The organism is Saccharothrix longispora, from assembly GCF_031455225.1.
Classification (GTDB): Bacteria; Actinomycetota; Actinomycetes; order Mycobacteriales; family Pseudonocardiaceae; genus Actinosynnema; species Actinosynnema longispora.
Genome location: NZ_JAVDSG010000001.1, coordinates 3,375,149 through 3,392,257, shown reverse-complemented (window position 1 = coordinate 3,392,257; position 17,109 = coordinate 3,375,149). Strand labels below are relative to the sequence as shown.

At 72.0% G+C, this 17,109-nt stretch carries 15 protein-coding genes; 6 read left to right on the top strand and 9 right to left on the bottom strand.

Annotated features, from left to right (window positions below; translation table 11 throughout):
• Positions 1-195 precede the first annotated feature (195 nt).
• Positions 196-408, top strand: a complete 213-nt coding sequence (locus J2S66_RS13875) for a hypothetical protein (RefSeq protein ID WP_310307421.1) — start codon at positions 196-198, stop codon at positions 406-408.
• Positions 409-432: 24 nt separating this feature from the next.
• On the opposite strand, the gene J2S66_RS13870 is transcribed toward J2S66_RS13875, so the two are convergent.
• From J2S66_RS13870 to J2S66_RS13860, 3 genes are all read right to left on the bottom strand, one after another.
• Positions 433-3,381, bottom strand: coding sequence for an AfsR/SARP family transcriptional regulator (locus tag J2S66_RS13870; protein ID WP_310307420.1), 2,949 nt, complete (start codon positions 3,379-3,381; stop codon positions 433-435).
• 152 nt (positions 3,382-3,533) lie between these two features.
• Complete coding sequence (locus J2S66_RS13865) at positions 3,534-3,857, bottom strand: hypothetical protein (RefSeq protein WP_310307419.1); 324 nt, start codon at positions 3,855-3,857, stop codon at positions 3,534-3,536.
• A 277-nt stretch (positions 3,858-4,134) separates the two neighbouring features.
• The gene (locus J2S66_RS13860; protein WP_310307418.1) at positions 4,135-4,692 is read right to left on the bottom strand and encodes an EF-hand domain-containing protein; all 558 of its coding nucleotides are present in this window, start codon (positions 4,690-4,692) and stop codon (positions 4,135-4,137) included.
• 84 nt (positions 4,693-4,776) lie between these two features.
• Here J2S66_RS13860 and J2S66_RS13855 point away from each other — a divergent pair, with 84 nt between their 5' ends.
• From J2S66_RS13855 to J2S66_RS13840, 4 genes are all read left to right on the top strand, one after another.
• The gene (locus J2S66_RS13855; RefSeq protein WP_310307417.1) at positions 4,777-5,835 is read left to right on the top strand and encodes an SDR family oxidoreductase; all 1,059 of its coding nucleotides are present in this window, start codon (positions 4,777-4,779) and stop codon (positions 5,833-5,835) included.
• Positions 5,832-7,511, top strand: coding sequence for a fatty acyl-AMP ligase (locus J2S66_RS13850; protein WP_310307416.1), 1,680 nt, complete (start codon positions 5,832-5,834; stop codon positions 7,509-7,511). The genes J2S66_RS13855 and J2S66_RS13850 overlap by 4 nt, the downstream gene beginning before the upstream one ends.
• Positions 7,504-7,749 carry an acyl carrier protein gene (locus J2S66_RS13845; protein WP_310307415.1) on the top strand — a complete coding sequence of 82 codons (246 nt, stop codon included), beginning with the start codon at positions 7,504-7,506 and terminating at the stop codon, positions 7,747-7,749. The genes J2S66_RS13850 and J2S66_RS13845 overlap by 8 nt, the downstream gene beginning before the upstream one ends.
• Positions 7,750-7,878: 129 nt before the next feature.
• Positions 7,879-8,517 (top strand): hypothetical protein, encoded by a 639-nt coding sequence (locus J2S66_RS13840; protein ID WP_310307414.1) that lies wholly within the window; start codon positions 7,879-7,881, stop codon positions 8,515-8,517.
• A gap of 142 nt (positions 8,518-8,659) precedes the next feature.
• Here J2S66_RS13840 and J2S66_RS13835 read toward each other — a convergent pair whose 3' ends face one another.
• Positions 8,660-9,202 carry a hypothetical protein gene (locus J2S66_RS13835; protein ID WP_310307413.1) on the bottom strand — a complete coding sequence of 181 codons (543 nt, stop codon included), beginning with the start codon at positions 9,200-9,202 and terminating at the stop codon, positions 8,660-8,662.
• A gap of 114 nt (positions 9,203-9,316) precedes the next feature.
• Between J2S66_RS13835 and J2S66_RS13830 the strand changes: the two genes are divergently transcribed.
• Positions 9,317-9,472 carry a hypothetical protein gene (locus J2S66_RS13830; protein WP_310307412.1) on the top strand — a complete coding sequence of 52 codons (156 nt, stop codon included), beginning with the start codon at positions 9,317-9,319 and terminating at the stop codon, positions 9,470-9,472.
• Between the two features lie 411 nt (positions 9,473-9,883).
• Here J2S66_RS13830 and J2S66_RS13825 read toward each other — a convergent pair whose 3' ends face one another.
• From J2S66_RS13825 to J2S66_RS13805, 5 genes are all read right to left on the bottom strand, one after another.
• Positions 9,884-10,090, bottom strand: a complete 207-nt coding sequence (locus tag J2S66_RS13825) for a hypothetical protein (protein ID WP_310307411.1) — start codon at positions 10,088-10,090, stop codon at positions 9,884-9,886.
• A gap of 274 nt (positions 10,091-10,364) precedes the next feature.
• The gene (locus tag J2S66_RS13820) at positions 10,365-11,681 is read right to left on the bottom strand and encodes a lectin (RefSeq protein ID WP_310307410.1); all 1,317 of its coding nucleotides are present in this window, start codon (positions 11,679-11,681) and stop codon (positions 10,365-10,367) included.
• Between the two features lie 52 nt (positions 11,682-11,733).
• Entirely contained in the window at positions 11,734-12,432 is a 699-nt protein-coding gene (locus tag J2S66_RS13815) for a hypothetical protein (RefSeq protein WP_310307409.1), read from the bottom strand.
• Positions 12,433-12,516: 84 nt separating this feature from the next.
• Entirely contained in the window at positions 12,517-15,990 is a 3,474-nt protein-coding gene (locus J2S66_RS13810) for a ThuA domain-containing protein (protein WP_310307408.1), read from the bottom strand.
• A gap of 316 nt (positions 15,991-16,306) precedes the next feature.
• On the bottom strand, positions 16,307-17,080 hold the full coding sequence (locus J2S66_RS13805; protein WP_310307406.1) for a FadR/GntR family transcriptional regulator: 774 nt from the start codon (positions 17,078-17,080) through the stop codon (positions 16,307-16,309).
• Between the last annotated feature and the right edge of the window lie 29 nt (positions 17,081-17,109).

The window sequence follows — 17,109 nt, the reverse complement described above, 5'->3', positions numbered from 1 at the left end:
GAGGTGAAACCCTCGTGGTCTGCGCTCCAGCATCGTCACGCCGGTATCGCGCCGTTATCGCGGCGGTGCGCGCCCCGTGAAACGCCGGTTTCGCGGGCGTTCGCCGCGCGATAATTCGGCAATGTCGCGCATTCCTAATGTCGGTTCCAGCAGCACGGACCGGAACACCGACCACCAGGAACAGGGAGCCCCCCAATGCGCATCGACCGCATCCTCGCCGCCACCGCCGTCAGCGCCGCGATCATCCTCGCGCCGGTCTTCGCCGCGACCGCCGCCCACGCCGCCCCCGCCCCGACCGCGGTCACCGCGGCCGACGACACCCCCTGGGGCCCGACCGGTGACGACACCCCCTGGGGCCCGACCGCGATCACCGCCGACGACACCCCGTGGGGCCCGACCGCGATCTGACCCGGCGGCCCGCCGGTCGACCGGTCAGGTCGTCCTGATCCGCTCCAGGACCTGTTGCGCGCGCAGCCTCGCCGCACCCATGTTCCGCTCCGCGAACGTCGAGATCGCCCGGCCCAGCAGGCTCACCGCCGCGTCCCGGTCACCGCGATCGGCCAGCACGACCGCCAACTCGGCCCGCGTCTCCGCCGCACCGCCGTGGTCCATCGCCCGCTCCCGGACCTCCAGCGCCTCGCGCAACAGCGCTTCCGCGCCCCCCGCGTCCCCCAGGGCGCCCCTCACCACCGCCAACTTGTGCAGCACCCGCGCCTCGCCGACCGTGTCGCCGGACGCGCGCACCCCCGTCAGCAGTTCGGTCAACGCCTCCGCGGCCTCGTCGTGCCGGCCCTGCCGGATCATCAGGTCGCTCAACCGGTACCGGACCTGCACCTCCACCCGGTGGTTGCCGAACCGCCGGCAGATGTCCAGTGCCTCGTACAACCGGTTGGCGGCCGACTCCTGCTCCCCGCTCTCCAGCTCGATCTGCGCGACCTGCGTCAGCACCCACGCCTGCCCGACCGGGTCCCCGGACGCGTGGAACCCCTCCAACGCGGCCAGGTACAGCGGCGCGGCGGCGTCCAGGTCACCGAGGCGGTGGTGCGCCAGCGCCAGGTTGCGCCGGGCCAGCGCCACGCCCTGCCCGTCGGCCAGCGCCTCGAACGTCCGCAGCGCGGGCTCCACCAGGTCGCGGGCGGCCCGCGCCCGCGACCACGAGAGCTGCAACGACGCCAACGAGCACAGCAGCGCCGCCTCGCCCCGGCTGTTGCGCGCCGCCCGCACCGCGGCCAGCGCCCGCTGGTGCGTCCGGTCCCAGTCGGCGAAGTAGCACCGCGCCTCGAACAGCGTGACCAGCGTCAACGCCAGGTCCCAGCACGCCTCGTGCAACCCCTCCTCGGCGCTCGTCTCGACCGCGGAGCACAGGTTCTGCTGCTCGGCCTCCAGCCACAGCAGCGGATCGGCCAGCAACCTGTCCACGTGGGACGCCGACGGACGCCAGCGCGGCGCGTCGCCGTGCAACGACGTGAAGTCGCCACCGTAGACGCGCACGTGCGCCTCACCCGCCAGCGCCAGCCAACCGCCGACGACGCGCCGCACCGCCGCCGCGCGCGGCCCCTCGCCCTCGTTGCGCTCCAGCTGCTCCCGCGAGAACAACCGGATGAGGTCGTGGAACCTGTACCGCGGGCCGCCCGTCGCGTCGACCGCCACGATCTCCAGCATCTGCGCGTCGACCAGGCCCTCCAGCAGGTCGGCCGCCACGAACACGTCCTCGTCGAGCAGGGCCGCCGCGACCCACGTCGGGAAGCTCAGCCCGTCCAGCGCGCCGAGCAGCCGGAGCAACCGGCGCGACTCGCCCTGCAACCCGTCGTAGGTGAGCGCGAGGCTCGCGCGCACCATCATGTCGCCGTGCGCCAGCTCGTCGAGCCGCCGCCGCTCGTCGGACAACCGCTCCAGCATCCACGCCAGCGACCAGCTCGGCCGGGCCGACAGGCGGGCGGCGACGATGCGCAGCGCCAGCGGCAGCGAGCCGACCAACCGGATCAACGCCGCCGCCGCGGCCGGTTCCGCGTCCACCCGGTCGTGGCCGACGACCGTGGCCAGCATCTCCAGGGCCTCGTCCTGGGAGGGCACCTCGACCTCCAGCACCCGCACCCCCGGCAGGCCGGTGAGCCGCGTCCGGCTCGTCACGACCACCGAGCACGAACTGCTGCCCGGCAACAGGGCCCGCACCTGGCTCTCGGTCGCCGCGTCGTCCAGCACCACCAGCATCCGCTTGCGCGCCACCAGCTGCCGGTACATCTCGGCCCGCTCGTCCTCGGCGTCCGGGATGGACGTCCCCGGGATGCCCATCGCGCGCAGGAACCGGCCCAGCACGTCCGCGGCGTTCGCCGGGTGCTCCCGCGTGCCGCCCAGGTCGCAGTACAGCTGACCGTCCGGGAAGTGCTCCTCCACCAGCAGGTGCGCGACGTGCACGGCCACCGCGCTCTTGCCGATGCCCGGCTTGCCGACCAGCGCCACCACCCGCGTCGCCCGGCCACCCTGCGCCAACAACTCCCGCGCCTGCGCGACCAGCTCCGCCCTCCCGGTGAACTCGCCGATGTCCGCCGGGAGCTGGAGCGGCACGACGGTCCCGACCGGGGGAGGGGCGGCCGGCGCCTGCCGCTCCCGCCCCTGTCGCGCCGGGACGCCCTCCGCCCCGACCGCCAACGAGGGATCACCCGCGAGGATCGCCGCCTCCAACCGGCGCAGGTCCTCGCCGGGCTCCAACCCCAGCTCGTCGACCAGCAGCTCCCGCGTCGCCCGGTACGCCTCCAACGCCTCGGCCTGCCGCCCCGACCGGTACAGCGCCAGCATCAACTGCGACCGCAACCGCTCCCGCAGCGGGTGCTGCGCCACCAACGCGCTGATCTCACCCACGACCTGCCGGTGCCGCCCCGCGTTGAGCTCCAGGTCGAAGCAGGTCTCCAGCACCGCGATCCGGTCTTCCTCCAGCTTCGCGGCCTTGGCGGTCAACCGGCTGCCCGCCGTGCCGCCCAACGCCGGTCCGCGCCACAGCGCGAGCGCCTGGCGGAGCAGCGCGAGCCCGCCCCTGGGATCGCCGGACCGGACCAACGCCTCGCCCTCGGCGGTGAGGGCGGCGAACAGCTGCACGTCCGATTCACCGTCCGCGACCCGCAGCAGGTACCCCGGCGGCCGGGTCACGATCGCCTCGCCGCGCCCGATCGACGTGAGGTTCGCGCGCAGCGCCGACACGCAGATCTGGATCTGCCGACGAGCGGTGACCGGTGGCGCGTCGTCCCACACCGCGTCGATGAGGTGGTCGATGCCCACCACCCGGTTCGCGTCGAGCAGCAGGGCGCCGAGCACCACCTGCTGCCGTCCGGGAGGCACCCGGCTGACCCGGTCGGGGCCGGCGGCGACGTGCAATGGCCCCAACACCCGGTACACAGGGGCAGGTCGCGACGCGACCGGTCCTAAGTCCATCGGCTGCTCCACGTGCATAGATCCCCGAAGGGACGGTATCCCGCGTTGCCCGGAAACGCACCCACCGATCAGACCGGCCAATGGCGAAACCCCGCGCCGGCACCCCTCTAAATGCCCACGGCGCCCGGTTCGACGAAGAAGTACGACTTCCGCGAGCGCAACAAGCCGTGCTCCGTGAGGGTGAACAGGTCGACGAATTCCACGTTCCGCTCCCCGCGCACCACCCGCCCGACCACGACCACCCGCCCGGAGCAGCAGAACACCTGCTCCAGCACGTGCGAGCACCCCCCGTCGCCCCCGCCGACCCGGTAAGACCCGCTTTCCGCCCGCACGTGGGACGCGTCCACCTCGGCCGACCGGGACTCCGCCGGGACCTCGAACAACGATCCGTACCCGTCCAGGTCACGCCGATCGAGGTACTCGTAACTCAAACGGACGTGCTCGACCCCCACCGCCGTGACCACATCGCGAGTCGGATACCCCTCCGGTCTCTCCACCGACATGTCCACGTCCCTCCGTAGTCGTTAGTCCGGCCCCACCATTCCCGCCTTCGATCAGAATCCGTTATCGCTGCGGTATCACGAACCCCGCCCGCGCCCGTGCGCCTCCACTGCCGATCCGGCCGATCCGGTCGGGGGCGGGCGCCGGAGGTCCCGCCGGTGGGCCGCCGGGTGCGGCCGGTCGCGGTCCGCACCCGGCAGGCCGGGGTCAGGCCGCGATCGGCCCGAAGATCCAGTTGCCCCTGGAGTCCTCCTCCGGGCAGCGGAAGAACTGCTCGTTGGCGGCGTGCAGCTCGTCGCGGTCGAGCGAGCCGTTGCCGTCCAGGTCGAGCTTGTCGAACGCGGCGTTGCCCGCGTCCTCGGACAGGCGGAAGGCGCTGGCCGCCATGCGCACGTACTCGGTCCTGGTGATCCGGCCGTCGCCGTCGACGTCCATCAGGTCGTAGAAGGCATCGGCGACCGGTGCGATGTGGGTGCGGTAGCCCTCCTCGGACGTGGTCACGAACCGGTCCATGCCCGAGGAGTACTCCTCGACGTCGACGCGGTCGTCCCCGTCGGTGTCCATCGGGCGGGTGACCGCCTCCCACAGCCTGTTGTAGCGGTCCCGGACGAGTTCGCTCTGGGGCGAGCCCGGCGCGTACCCGAACGCGGTGACGATCCGGTCGGCCGACGCCGTGTAATCCATCTTGTCGATGGTGCCGTCGTCGTCCACGTCCAGCAGGGCGAAGAGGTGTGCGAATTTCCGCTTCAGCAGTTCGTTGAGCACGGGGGTGCGGCCCTTTCTGCGGGGGGCATTACTCTGGCGTGGTGAACGCTACTGTCGGCGATGCCGCCGCAGGAAGGTTGCCCGGTGGCTGACCACGTGGTAGACGGGGCGAACGGGTTTGTCGCCTCCCATCTCATCGGCGCGCTCGTGGCGCGCGGTGACTCGGTGGTCGCTTTGGCGCGCGCCGGTGAGGAAGTCGTCAGGAGGAGGGTCGCCGATGCGCTGACCACGCTGCACCTGAACCCCGCCCTGGCAGAGAAAGTACAGGTCGAGAGGTTTTCGCTGGCCGAACCGGAGCTGGGGACGTCGACCTCCGAGGTGTTCGCCGAACCCTGCACCTATTGGCACAGCGCCGCTCTCATCACGTTCTTCCCGCGTCGCGAGGCCGAGTTGCACGCCGTCAACGTGGTCGGCTCGGCCAATGCCGCCGCCGCGTTCTCCAGGCACGCGAAACCCGGCTCCCGGTACGTCCACGTCGGCACGGCCTACCAACATGGGACTACCCAGGGTAAGGCGTTGGAGCAATGGCCTGAATACGGTCACCCGTCCGAGTTCAGGAATGACTACGAACACTCCAAAAGGACGGCCGAAGTCGACCTTTCGCGGACTGAATTAGCCCGGAAGGGTGCCGTTCTTGTCGCTCGATTGGGCGTCATGGTCGGCCACTCCGGAACCGGTCGGGCGCTGTCCGACCTGGGCATCTACGACTTCATCAGGGTCATCGCGCTGTTCGCGCGGCGCACCCCCGGCGAACGCGTCCGCTTCGTCTGCCACCCGAGGGCCGCCCTGCACCTGACACCGGTCGACGGCACCGTCGACCGGATGCTGGCGCTGGCGGCCGGTCCGCTCGACCGGCCGGTGCGGCACCTCGTGCCCTCGGCCGCGGTGCCCGTGACCGACGTGTTCGCCGCGATCTCCAGGCACCTGCCCGTCGAACTGGTCGCCGTCACCGCCGCGGACGTCGAAGCCGAGCCCTTCGGCAGGTTCGAGGCGATCGTCAACATGCGGTGCAAGTTCACCTCCCCCTACTTCCGGTACGAGTACGGGTTCGAGTCCCACGAGGACGCCGAGCCACCACCCGTCACACCGCGAATCCTCGACCTGCTCATCTCCTGGTACGTCCGCGAGGGGCTCCCCGAATGACGGACTTCGTCACCCGCTTCCGCGCCCGCCCGCGCTCCGACCGGAAGGTCACCCACCTCCCCGACGGGCGCCCGGCGGCCGAACTGACCCACCTCGAACTCGACCGGAGGGCCAGGGCCGTGGCGTCCTGGCTGACCGACGCCGGGATGGCCGGCAGACCGGTGCTGCTGCTCTACCCCGCCGGACTGGACTTCCTCGTCGCGTTCCTCGGCTGCCTCTACGCGCGTGCCGTGGCGGTGCCCGCACCCCTGCCCCTGTCGGGGGCCTCGCGGGTGGACCGGGTGGACCGCCTGGTCGAGGACTCGGGCGCGTCGATGGTGCTCACCGACGAGGCGCACGTGACCGCGCTGGGCGGCCTGTCGGCGCGGACCTTCGACGAGACCGCCGCCCCCGACCCCCGGGAGCCGTTGGAGGTGGACGCCGATGCCGTCGCCTACCTCCAGTACACCTCCGGGTCGACCAGTCGGCCGCGCGGCGTCGAGGTCACCCACGGCAGCCTGACGCACAACCTGGAGCTGTTCGGGAAGATCAGCGGCGACGTCCCCGTCCGGCGGATCGGCGGCTGGCTGCCGCACCACCACGACATGGGGCTCGTCGGGCTCCAGTTGCAGGCCCTGCACGCGGGGGCCGACCTGGTCCTGCTCTCGCCGGAGGCGGTGGTCGCCCGCCCGATCCGCTGGCTGCGCGCGATCAGCGACCACCGGGTGGACTGGACCGTGGCCCCGGACTTCGGCTACGCGTGGACGACTCGCCGGGTCGGCGACGAGGAGCTCGACGGACTCGACCTGTCCTGCCTGACGATGGCGGTCAGCGGAGCCGAGCCGATCCGGATCGCCACGCTGGACGCGTTCGCCGACAGGTTCGCGCCGGTCGGGTTCCGGCGCAGCGCGCTGACCCCGGGGTACGGGCTCGCCGAGTCCACCCTGGTGGTCACCTGCACGTCACGCGGTCTCGGGCCGACCGTCCGCTCGTTCACCCCCGCGTCGCTGGCCGCCGGCGAGGTCGTGCCCACCTCCGCCGCCGACGGCGTGCCGCTGGTCGGGTGCGGCGAGCCGGGCGGCATGGAGGTGCGCGTCGTCGACCCGGCCGCGGGCGCCGAGGTGGGCGACGGCACGATCGGCGAGATCAGGGTGGCCGGGCCCAGCCTGGCCGCGGGCTACCACGGCGACCCCGCCGCGACGCGCGCCACGTTCCTCACCGGCCCGGACGGCCGGTGGCTGCGGACCGGTGACCTCGGGTTCCTCCTCGACGGACAGCTCTACGTCACCGGACGGCTGAAGGAGCTCATCATCGTCCGAGGCCGGAACCTGTACCCGCAGGACATCGAGTTCTCGGCCCGCGAGGCGCACCCGGACGCGGGCAGGGGCGCCGCCTTCGGCGTGCGGGACGCCGAGTCGGGGGAGCACGTCGTGCTGGTGCAGGAGATGCGCCGCGCCTCGCGGGGGGACCCCGTCGAGTTCGCCGACGTCGTGCTCGACGCCGTGACCAGGCAGTCCGGCGTGTCCGTGAGCGTCGTGGTCGTCCGGTCGAACGTCATCCGCCACACCACCAGCGGCAAGGTGCGTCGAGGGCACATGCGTGACCTGTTCCTCGACGGCGGGCTGCCGGCGCTGCACAGCGTGCTGTCACCCGCGGTCGCCGCCGTCGTCACCGCTTCAGGGGAGATCCATGTCTGACGAGTCGTTGAGGGCCTGGCTCGTCGACGCCGTGGCGGGCTACCTGGGGCTGTCGCCCTCGCAGGTCGGCACCGGGGTGGCGCTGCGTTCGCTCGGCTTCGACTCCGTGCACGTCATGGGGCTGTGCGTCGACGTCGAAGAGCGCTGGGGCGTCCTCGTGGAACCCACGCTGGTCTGGGACTTCCCGACCATCGACGCCATCGCGACGCACCTCGGCCCGCGGATCGACCGGACGTGAACGCCTGCCGCGCGACGTTCGGGCAGGGCGTGCGGACCGGCACACCGGGGACGGCGATGTGCCGGTCCTGTCCGAGGTCGGGGCCGTCTGCCGGATCGAGGGCCGTGCTCGTCCCGGGAGGATGAGGCCGTGACGAAGTCGAAGCGCACGAGGTCCACGCCGCTCGCGGCGGTTCCGCACGAGACGTTCGCGAACGCGCTGGGCCAACCGGTCGACAGCGCCGAGGTCCGGGCGGTGATCGACGCGTTGGGCGGCGCCTACGAGGTTCGCGCTCTCGAACCCTCGGCCGCGCGCTACGACCCCGACGTCGCGCGGACCGCGGCGTGGGACTTCCCCGCCGCGCCTCCCGCGAACGGCCGGGTGGCCACGCACGTGGGTGTCCGCGACGACACGGTCGTGTGGATCACCCTGTCTTCGGTGCTCGTCGACGGGGTGACCAGCGACCAGGCGGTCTTCCTCCGGCTTCCCCACGGCGACGAGGAGGTCTTCCGGCCGCGGGGGTCCGACTGGAACTGGGCCCCCGCGATCGTCCGGCGCGGGACGGCGTACCTGCTCGACCTCGACGTCGGGCAGGGCCACTGGGACGGCAACTACAAGTTCCCCCTCACACCGCGTCAGGCCGAGGACCTGCGGGCAGATCCGCTCCTGTACCGCGAGGTGTGGGACGCCCTCGTCCGGATCTGCCAGTCCGGGCGTTTCCTGGACGACCCGAAGACGCTGCCGGACGACGCGCAGGCCGTCATCGACGCACGCTGCGGGCGCGGCTGACCGGCCCCTCGCGGCCGGTGTCCGGCAGCCCCGAGGACCGCCGTCCCCGTCGTGTCGCTCTCACGCTTGTGCGCTCCATATCTTCAGTGTGGACGAATGTGAGTCGTCGGTGAAGGGGTGGGCGCATTGCCGGGCTCCCGGCTCACGGCGTGAGGATCTCCAGGACGACCTGGCCGTACAGGCTGGGCAGTGTTCCCAGTCCGAGGTTGCACAGGAGCAGTTCCGGGCTGGGGTAGACGACGGTGTGGACGAATGTGCCGCCGGCGAACGCGCCTGCGGTGACCGTGCCGGTCGTGACGACCGTCAGGGTGGCGCCGGCCATGCTGGAGACGTTGTTGCCGGACAGGGTCGACGTCTGCCCGTTGTTCCAGGTGATGTGGATGGTGATCGAGTTCGCGCCGAACAGGCTCAGGCAGGTGGCCCCGGGGAACGTGCCGGAGGCATCGGAGGTGCCGGAGGTGATGTCCGGGTGCGCGGGGGAGACGCAGGGGCCGTACCGCCTGGACGCTGTGAGCGTCTGGGTCTGCGGCGTGTTGGTCGCCGGCGGGTCGAACCGCAGACCGACGCTGCTGGGTGGTGTGCACGTGAGGTCGAGCCCGTCGGCGCCGGCGCTGCCGGACGCGGTGAACGTCGTGGAGGCGACGGCGATCAGTGCTGCGGCGAGCAGGGTGGCGATGCGCGACATGGGAGTCCCCTTTCGGTCACACCGGTCGGGTGTGCCAGGTGGTGTCGGGGTGGTGGTCACGGGTCGGTCGAGGGGCGAAGGTGATCGTCAGCGGTTCGCTGAGGTGTCGACCCCGTGCGCGGGCCCGCGGTGGTGATGGCCGCGGTCCCGGTCGTCACCGGCCTGCCGGGGCGACCGCTGTGGGTGGCGTCCGCGTCGATGCGGGTCGTGTGCGTGTCCGGGGTGCGACTCGGTGGACCTGCCCGGCGGGCGGTGGTCCGACAGGTCTGAGGCGTTGTCCCGTCGTGGGACGTGACAAGCGTCGTCGCCGTGCGCGTTCGGGCCAAGCCGCCGACGGTGGGACACGACGTCGGGTCGCGACACCCAGGGTGTGAGCGGTGGTCGTCGCAGGCGTGGGGCGGCCGATTTTTGCGGCCACGTTCGCCGCGGGAACGGTGTGGGTCGGTGGGGATCGGACGCAGGGGGCGGGAAGGCGGTGTGGCGGGGAGGGGCGGAAGTCGGGACGTCGGGTGCCGCCGGTCGTCGCCGTCGACCGGGGTGCCGGTCGGTCGGGCACGGCCGGTTGTCCGCAGGAGGTGGACGTCCACCTCGTCGGTCCGCGCGACCGTGCCGGGGGAACCGGTCGGTCCGACGAGTCGGTCGGCGGGGAGCGGGTGCCGGCCGGCCGCGCGGGCCCCGTGGTCAGACCTTGTTGTACTGGAAGTACCAGCCGGCACCGTTCTGGTAGCAGCCCCAGGCGGGGTGGATCACGTGGTAGCGGTTCTTGTCGACCTCGCACGACTCCTTGGTCGGGTACGGACCCATGGTGATCCAGTTCGTGGCCTGCGCGGCACCGGGGGCGAGGGCGGCGACGGCGACGGCGGTGAGGAGGGCGGCAACGGTGCGCATGGGGCTCCCTGGGGTCGGGGTTCGACGCCATGCTGCCTGTCGGCACCGGTTCGGGGCACCGCCGATCGGCACCATGGTCCAGTCCAATTCGGCGTAGTGGGCCGTGGAGGTGGCCCCGCTGGTGAGGGGCGGTCGGCGCCTGCCGGTCCCACCGCCGGCACCTTCGGCGCGGGCGCCGCCGGAATCCCCGTTCCCGACTGCGTCGCGTCCTGCTCCTCTCCGTGCGCTCCCGACCCGCCCGTGAGGAGGAGTCGGAGCAGCTTCCCCGTGTCGCCTAAGCCGTGGCCCAGCGCTGGTTCGCGCCGGTGTGGCAGTTCCAGACGATCACCGCGGAGCCGTTGGCGGTGGCGGCGCCGTTGACGTCGAGGCACAGCCCGCTCTGGGCGTTGCGGATCGTGCCGTCGGCGTTCACGCCCCACTGCTGGTTCGTGCCGCCCTGGCAGTCCCAGATCCGCACGCGCGTGCCGGCGGCGGCGTTGCCCGGCACGTCCAGGCATTTGCCCATCACGCGGAGTTCTTCGCCGTTCCGGGTGAACTGCTGGTTGGCACCGCCGTTGCAGTCCCAGACGATCATCCGGGTGCCGTTGGCGGAGTTGGCGCCGTCGACGTCCAGGCAACGGCCGCCGGCCTCGCCGCGCAGCCGGAACGTCGTCGGGGTCGGTGCCTGCTCGCCGGTGAAGAACTTCCACACCTCGGTCTTGACCCAGCTCCTGGCGCCGCTCTCGCACCCGGCGCACCCGTCGACCGGGCCTTGTTGGTGACCGCCGTCGAACGGGGCCCAGACCACCGGGTACCCGGTGCGGCACCCCGTGTAGGCGGTGGTGGTGTGCGTGGCGCTGCCCGCCGCCGGTTCCGGCGGGTTCTGCGCCGTGCAGCCGTTGTTCCGGACGAACCGGTCCCGCAACGCGCGTCCCGAAGCGATGTTGTCCGAGATCCCGTGGATGCCCAGGTAGGCGATCGGTTGCGTGCCGCCGCCGCAGCCGCTCAGTTCCCGGGGAGCGCCGATGACCGCCACCGCGCGAAAGGCGGTGGCGCGGGCGCACGCGAGGGCGTAGCTCATGGCGCCGCCGTAGCTGAAGCCGAGGGCGAAGCGCTGCGCGGTGTCCACGCAGAGGGCGTCCTCGATCCGCTTCGTCATGTCGTCGACGAACGCGACGTCCTCGCCGCCGGAGTTGGCCCAGCCGTTGCCGAGGCCCTGGGGCGCGACGAAGATCGCGGTGTTGTTCGCCAGCCGCCGCAGCCCGTAGTGGGCGTAGACGTCCCCGTCGCTCCCGCCCGAGGCGACGTCGTTCATCGTGCCGCCCCACCAGTGGAACCCGAAGACCAGCCGGTGTCGGCGGGTGTTGTCGTAGTCGTCGGGCACGCTCAGGACGAAGCTGCGGCTCTTGCCGCCGCTCTGGATCGTGTGCGTGCCGCTGCGCAGGGTCGGCGTCGTGCCGCAGCCCGCTGTCGCGGCGGCGGTGGTGACGGTGTCCGGTGCCGCCGGTGCGGGCTCCGCGCCGGCGGCACCGGCGGCGGCGGTTGCCAGGAGCAGTGCGGTGGCGGCGCCGATCGACGCCCAGTGCCGGTGGGGCCGGTTGTCCTCGAACACGGGTCTGCTTCCGTCCTGTGTGGTGTGGCTCGGTGGGGGCGGTTCGGCGCGGTCACCCGCTGCCTTCCGGCGCCGTGTCGGCCGGGATCGTGCCGGAGCCGGGACCGGAGGGCAGGTACACGTGCACGTGCCCCTTGCCGGCGTGGATGCTGATCACGTCGAGCTGGAGCGCGGCGACCGACCAGGTCCGCAGTGCCAACGTGCGCTGTGCGCCGGCCAGCGTCAGCAGCTCGTCCGCCAGTGGCCGGGGAGCGGTGACGGCGGCGGCGAAACCGTCGACCGCGGCGGCGAGCTGTTCGACGGCGGTGCGCATCCCGGTGCGGGCGACGTTCACCCCGTTGCCGGCGGACGGTGTCTCCGCGTAGCGCCGCACCTCCGCGGACACGACGTCGCGCCAGCCGCGCACCTCGTCGATCGCGGGCGCGGCCGGTGGTGCCGCGTCGTGCGGGGGTGCGGCTTTCGCCATCGCCTCCAGCACCGGTGCCAGGCGTTCCCGGCCGCCCCTGGCGAGCTCGGTCAACGTCCCGACCTGCTCGACGTCGCGTCGTGCCTCGGCCTGTTCGAGCTCGGTGATCCGGCGCTGCGTCGCGTCCGGTCCCGACGTCCACGAGCCGGACGCGAACGCGACTGCGAACCCGAGCGCGAACGTGACGACCAGGGCGGTGGCCGAGCTCCACCGGGATCGCGGCCCGGCGGGGTGGCGCGACGGCTTCCCGGGCCGCTGCCGCCCCGCCGACGTGGTCCTGCCCATGACCTTCCTCCTTGCCGTGCGTCGGGAAGGAACCTGGTGGCGGTGCCGCGGCTCCGGCACGTGCCGGAGCCGCGGACCTCCCGATCAGGGCAGCGTCCACCGCTGGTTCGCGCCGCCGTTGCAGGTCCAGATGATCAGCTGCGTCCCGTCGGCGGAGCTGCCGCCGTTGGCGTCCAGGCACTTGGCGCCGTTGCGGAGCGAGCCGTCCGACTGCGCCGACCAGTTCTGGGCGGCGGAGCCGGTGCAGCTCCACAGCTGCACCAGCGCGCCGTCGGCGGTGCTGCCGCCGTTGACGGTCAGGCACTTGCCCAGGGCCCGGAGCGTCTGCCCGGTGCGCGTCCACGTCTGGTTGGCTCCGCCGTTGCAGGTCCACAGCTGGACCTTGGCGCCGTCGGCGCTGCTGTTGCCGTTGACGTCGACGCACTTGCCGCCGATGCCGACGACGCGGCCCGTCCCACCGCCGGTGCCGGGTGTGCCGACCCCGGGGCCGGTGAAGGTCATCGAGTCGACGTCGTAGGTGTTGCCCGTGCCGGTCTTGAACACCACGAACAGCTCCGTGGTGCCACCGGGGTCGGTGACGTTCACCGCGGGCGTGCTCGCGTAGGTGTCCCAGCCGCCGGTGCTCGGGACCGGGACCGCGGCGATCAGCGCCCCCGTCGGCGAACCGGCGCGGAACTCGACCGTTCCGCCGCCGCCGGGCGAGGACAGCCGGACGGACACCTGGTTGACGCCGGTGAAGTTGTACGGCGTGAACGAGATCCAGTCGTTGTTGCCGATGTCGCCGATCCGGCCGCCGGACTCGGCCCCGGACTGCGACACGACCCGCACGCCGGAGGAGCCGGTGAAGTACTCGGCCTGCTTGCGCTTGGGCTGGAGCAGGACCTTCCGGCTGCCTTCCAGGGCGGGTACGCCGGTCGTGCCGTTGTCGGTGTACCTGCTCGCCGCCACCCAGAACGAGTTCAGGTTGGCGTGCGCGCTGTCGGTCTCGGCCTTGAGCGTGCCCGAGCAGCCGGGGATCGGCGACAGGTCGTGCCCGTGCTGGTCGTGGCCCAACGCCGGGGTGGTGGTCACCCTGGAGCAGTCGATGGCGCCGTCCTCGGGGTCGGTGACCGTGACCGTGTACGGGATGTCGTCGCCCCAGCCGAACATGCCGCCGTCCGGGACGCTCAGGCGGACCGTCGGGGCGGTGTTGCCCGAGGTCACGACCACGCTGGTCACGCCGGACTTCCCGCCCGGGTCGGTGACGGTGAGCTTGGCGTTGAACTGCCCCCTGGCGGTGTAGGTGTGCGTGGGGTCGGCCTCGGTGGACGTGCCGCCGTCGCCGAACTCCCACCGGTAGGTCACCGGTGCGCCTTCCGGGTCACCGGAGCCGGCGCTGGAGAACCGCACCGCCAGGGGCGAGGGACCGGAGGTGGGTGTCGCCGTCGCGGTCGCGACAGGGCTGCGGTCGCCGCTCTTGTAGTCGATGCGGTAGAGCCCGGAGTCGGCGTTGTCCCGGCCGTAGCCGGAGCCCCATTCGAGCAGGTACATCGCTCCGTCCGGGCCGAACTTCATGTCCAGCGGCGACTTGAAGCCGAGGTTGGGCAGGAAGTCGTTGATCTTCAGCAGCTTCCCGTCCCGGCCGAGGCGGAACTCCCACATCCGGTTGCGCGACCACTCCCCGAAGAACGGCGTCTGGTCGAAGTAGGCCGGGAACTTGGTGGGGGACGGGTTGTCCGCGTCGTACTGGTAGACGGGGAACGCGCCGGGCGCCTCGCCGCCCGAAGGGCTGCCCATCTCCGGGAACTTGTTGCCGTTCGCGCCGTTGCCGTACCAGACGTCTGCCTTGCGCGCGGCGGGCAGTTCGGTCAGGCCGGTGTTGTTGGGCGAGTTGTTCACCGGCCGGTCGCAGTTGAACTTGGCGCCCGACTGGCCGGTGGCGAAGTTGTAGTCGTTGAACGGGATGTTGTCGCCGATGCAGTACGGCCAGCCGTAGAAGCCGGGTGAGGTGATGACGTTCCACTCCACGGTCCCGCCGGGTCCGCGGTTCGCGTTGTCGTTGGCCGCGTCGGGACCGTAGTCGGCCGCGTAGACCACGCCCGTCGTCGGGTGCACCGAGAACCGGAACGGGTTGCGGAAGCCCATCGCGTAGATCTCGGGCTTCGTCCTGGCCGTGCCGGGCGCGAACATGTTGCCGGCCGGGACGGTGTAGGTCCCGTTGGCCTCCGGGTGGATGCGCAGGATCTTGCCCCGCAGGTCGTTGGTGTTGGCCGAGGTGGCCTGCACGTCGTTGCTCGCCCAGCCCGGCCGCTCGTCGATCGGCGCGTAGCCGTCGGAGCGGTGCGGCTGGACGTCGTCGCCGGTGCCGATGTAGAGGTTGCCGTTCGGGCCGAACGCGATGTACCCACCGGTGTGGCCCGGCTCCGGCGCCTGCCGCGACGACGGCACCTTCATCAGCACCCGTTCGCTGGTCGTGTCCAGCGCGTCGCCGTTCACGGTGAACCGGGAGACCCGTGCGATGTCCTCGCCGCCGCCGGCGGGCGAGTACATCAGGTAGATCCACCTGGTGGTGGCGAAGTCCGGGTCGAGGGCGAGCCCGGTCAGGCCGTCCTCGCCTCCCGTGTACACGCTCAGGGTCGCCGCCGTGACGGTGGTGCGGGTGTCGGGCTTGTGGACCTTCACCTTGCCGCCGTACTCCGCGTAGAACACGCGACCGTCCTCCGCGACGTCGAGCGCCGCCGGTCCGACGGTGTTGTCGTCCAGCGCCACCTTCTCGAAGCTGCTCCACGTGGTGGGGCCGCAGTCGGCCCGCACCTTGCCGCCCGCCGACTCCACGCCGCCCTTGACGTGCTCGCGGAACAGCGGCTCGGAGTAGCTGGAGGCCTGGTGGCCCATGGCGGTGGCCCACAGCCGGCCGCCCTCGTGGTTGCGGCACCACGAGATCGGGTGGTCGTACCCCATCCGGCTCGAACCCGGGTCGTAGGTCGTCTCGTCCGCGGTCACCAGCACGTGCGCGTTGCCGCGGACCGAGCGGGTGAAGTTGTACCACTCCTCGGTGCGCGTCCACCGGTCCGGCAGCGCCGTGCCGGACGGGTGGACGCGGTCGGCGACCTTCGCGGTGCCGGACACGGTCGCCGAGTGCTGCGTCATGGTGGCGCCGAGCATCTGGTCCCACCACGGGAACTGCTGCTCGACGTTCATGTCCGTCGCGTTGTGGATGGCGACGAAGCCCCCGCCGCCGCGCATGTACTTCTGCGTGGCGGCGCGCTGTGCGTCGTTGTCCCACACCATGCCGGAGGTCTGGAGCATGACGACCACGTCGAACGTGGCGAGGGAGGCGTCGTTGAAGACCGTCGAGTCCTCGCTCTTGGTCAGCTCCCACTCGTTCTGGGCGGCCAGCTGCTCGAACATCGCGATGCCGGCGGGGATCGAGTCGTGCCGGTAGGCCCCGGCGGCCGTCTTGCTGAACAGCAGGACGTGGAACCCCTCGGGGTGCGCGGGCGCCGGCGCGGAAGCCAGCCCCATCATCACCAACGCGCATCCCACGATCGACGACAGGCGCGCGAATCTGTGCCGCATTGCCACTCCTCTGGGGCAGATGAAGGCGACTGACTGGATTACGCGGCGGCGGCGTGCGGGAAGATCAACGACGTCCGGCGGGTGTCGCCGAGCGTCGGTGGCGGCTGTGCGCGTGCTGGACCGGTGCGTCGTGGCCCGAGGGCTTGATGTCATACACGTGCCCGTGAAGCCGCCATGATTTGTAACACACATCCGGCGGGCGAGTCCAGACGCGCGATCGCCGCTCGGGTGCTCCGCCCGTCGGACGGGCAGGTGTCGTCGGGCGAGCAGGTGTGGTCGGGCGAGCAGGTGTCGCGTGGCCGATCAGCGCTCGGGGTCAGCCGAAGAGGCGGCGCTGGATCTCGCTGCGGTAGTCCTGCAGGGTGTTGTCGATGTGGACGCCGGCGGCCTCGGCGGCGGCGTCGGGGTCGCCGTCGCGGATCGCGTGGTAGATCGCGAGGTGCTCCTCGACGGCCTCGGCCGCGTGCCCGCCGACCGTGCCGTGGAGCCCGATGGTGCTGGACTGGCGCTGGAGGCGGCGCGCTTCGCGCACGGCGGCGACGAGGAACTGGTTGTGCGACGCGGCGGCGACGGCGAGGTGGAAGTCCTCGTCGCCGCGTTCGAACAGCGCGGACTGGTCGTTCACGTGGCCCTGTCGGCAGGCTTCCGCGGCGGCGCCGATGGCGCGCAGCTCGGCGGGGGTGGCGTGGATCGCGGCCAGTCGGCTGGCGGCGGTCTCCTGGACGCGGCGGAACTCGAAGAGCATGTAGACGTGATCGAGGTTGGTCGGCAGGAAGAAGCCCCCCCACCGGGAGGAGCCGAGCATGCCCTCGTCGTCGGTGACGTAGAGGCCGCGGCCCTTGTGCGCCCGCACCCGCCCGATCGCGGAGAGGATCTTGACGGCTTCCCGCACGACCGTCCGGCTGGTCCCCATCCTGGCGGCCAGCTCGTTCTCCGTCGGCATCCGGTCGCCGGGCCGCAAACCCAGCTCGGCGATCAGCCGGAGGATCTGCTCCGCGACGAGCTCGTAACCCGGCCGGTACGGACCGGGCGCCGGGGTGGTGTCCGGTCGTCCGGTCGGGCCGTGCGGCACGAGTGCGCCATCCGTCAAGGCCGCTCCTTAGTGACGGGTCGCCCGAA

What these genes read in the sequence shown, in the direction of transcription:
- J2S66_RS13850 (WP_310307416.1), top strand. Translation starts at nt 5,832, where the DNA reads ATGACGGACTTCGTCACCCGCTTCCGCGCCCGCCCGCGCTCCGACCGG.
- J2S66_RS13810 (WP_310307408.1), bottom strand. Translation starts at nt 15,990, where the DNA reads ATGCGGCACAGATTCGCGCGCCTGTCGTCGATCGTGGGATGCGCGTTG.
- J2S66_RS13815 (WP_310307409.1), bottom strand. Translation starts at nt 12,432, where the DNA reads ATGGGCAGGACCACGTCGGCGGGGCGGCAGCGGCCCGGGAAGCCGTCG.
- J2S66_RS13875 (WP_310307421.1), top strand. Translation starts at nt 196, where the DNA reads ATGCGCATCGACCGCATCCTCGCCGCCACCGCCGTCAGCGCCGCGATC.
- J2S66_RS13845 (WP_310307415.1), top strand. Translation starts at nt 7,504, where the DNA reads ATGTCTGACGAGTCGTTGAGGGCCTGGCTCGTCGACGCCGTGGCGGGC.
- J2S66_RS13835 (WP_310307413.1), bottom strand. Translation starts at nt 9,202, where the DNA reads ATGTCGCGCATCGCCACCCTGCTCGCCGCAGCACTGATCGCCGTCGCC.
- J2S66_RS13825 (WP_310307411.1), bottom strand. Translation starts at nt 10,090, where the DNA reads ATGCGCACCGTTGCCGCCCTCCTCACCGCCGTCGCCGTCGCCGCCCTC.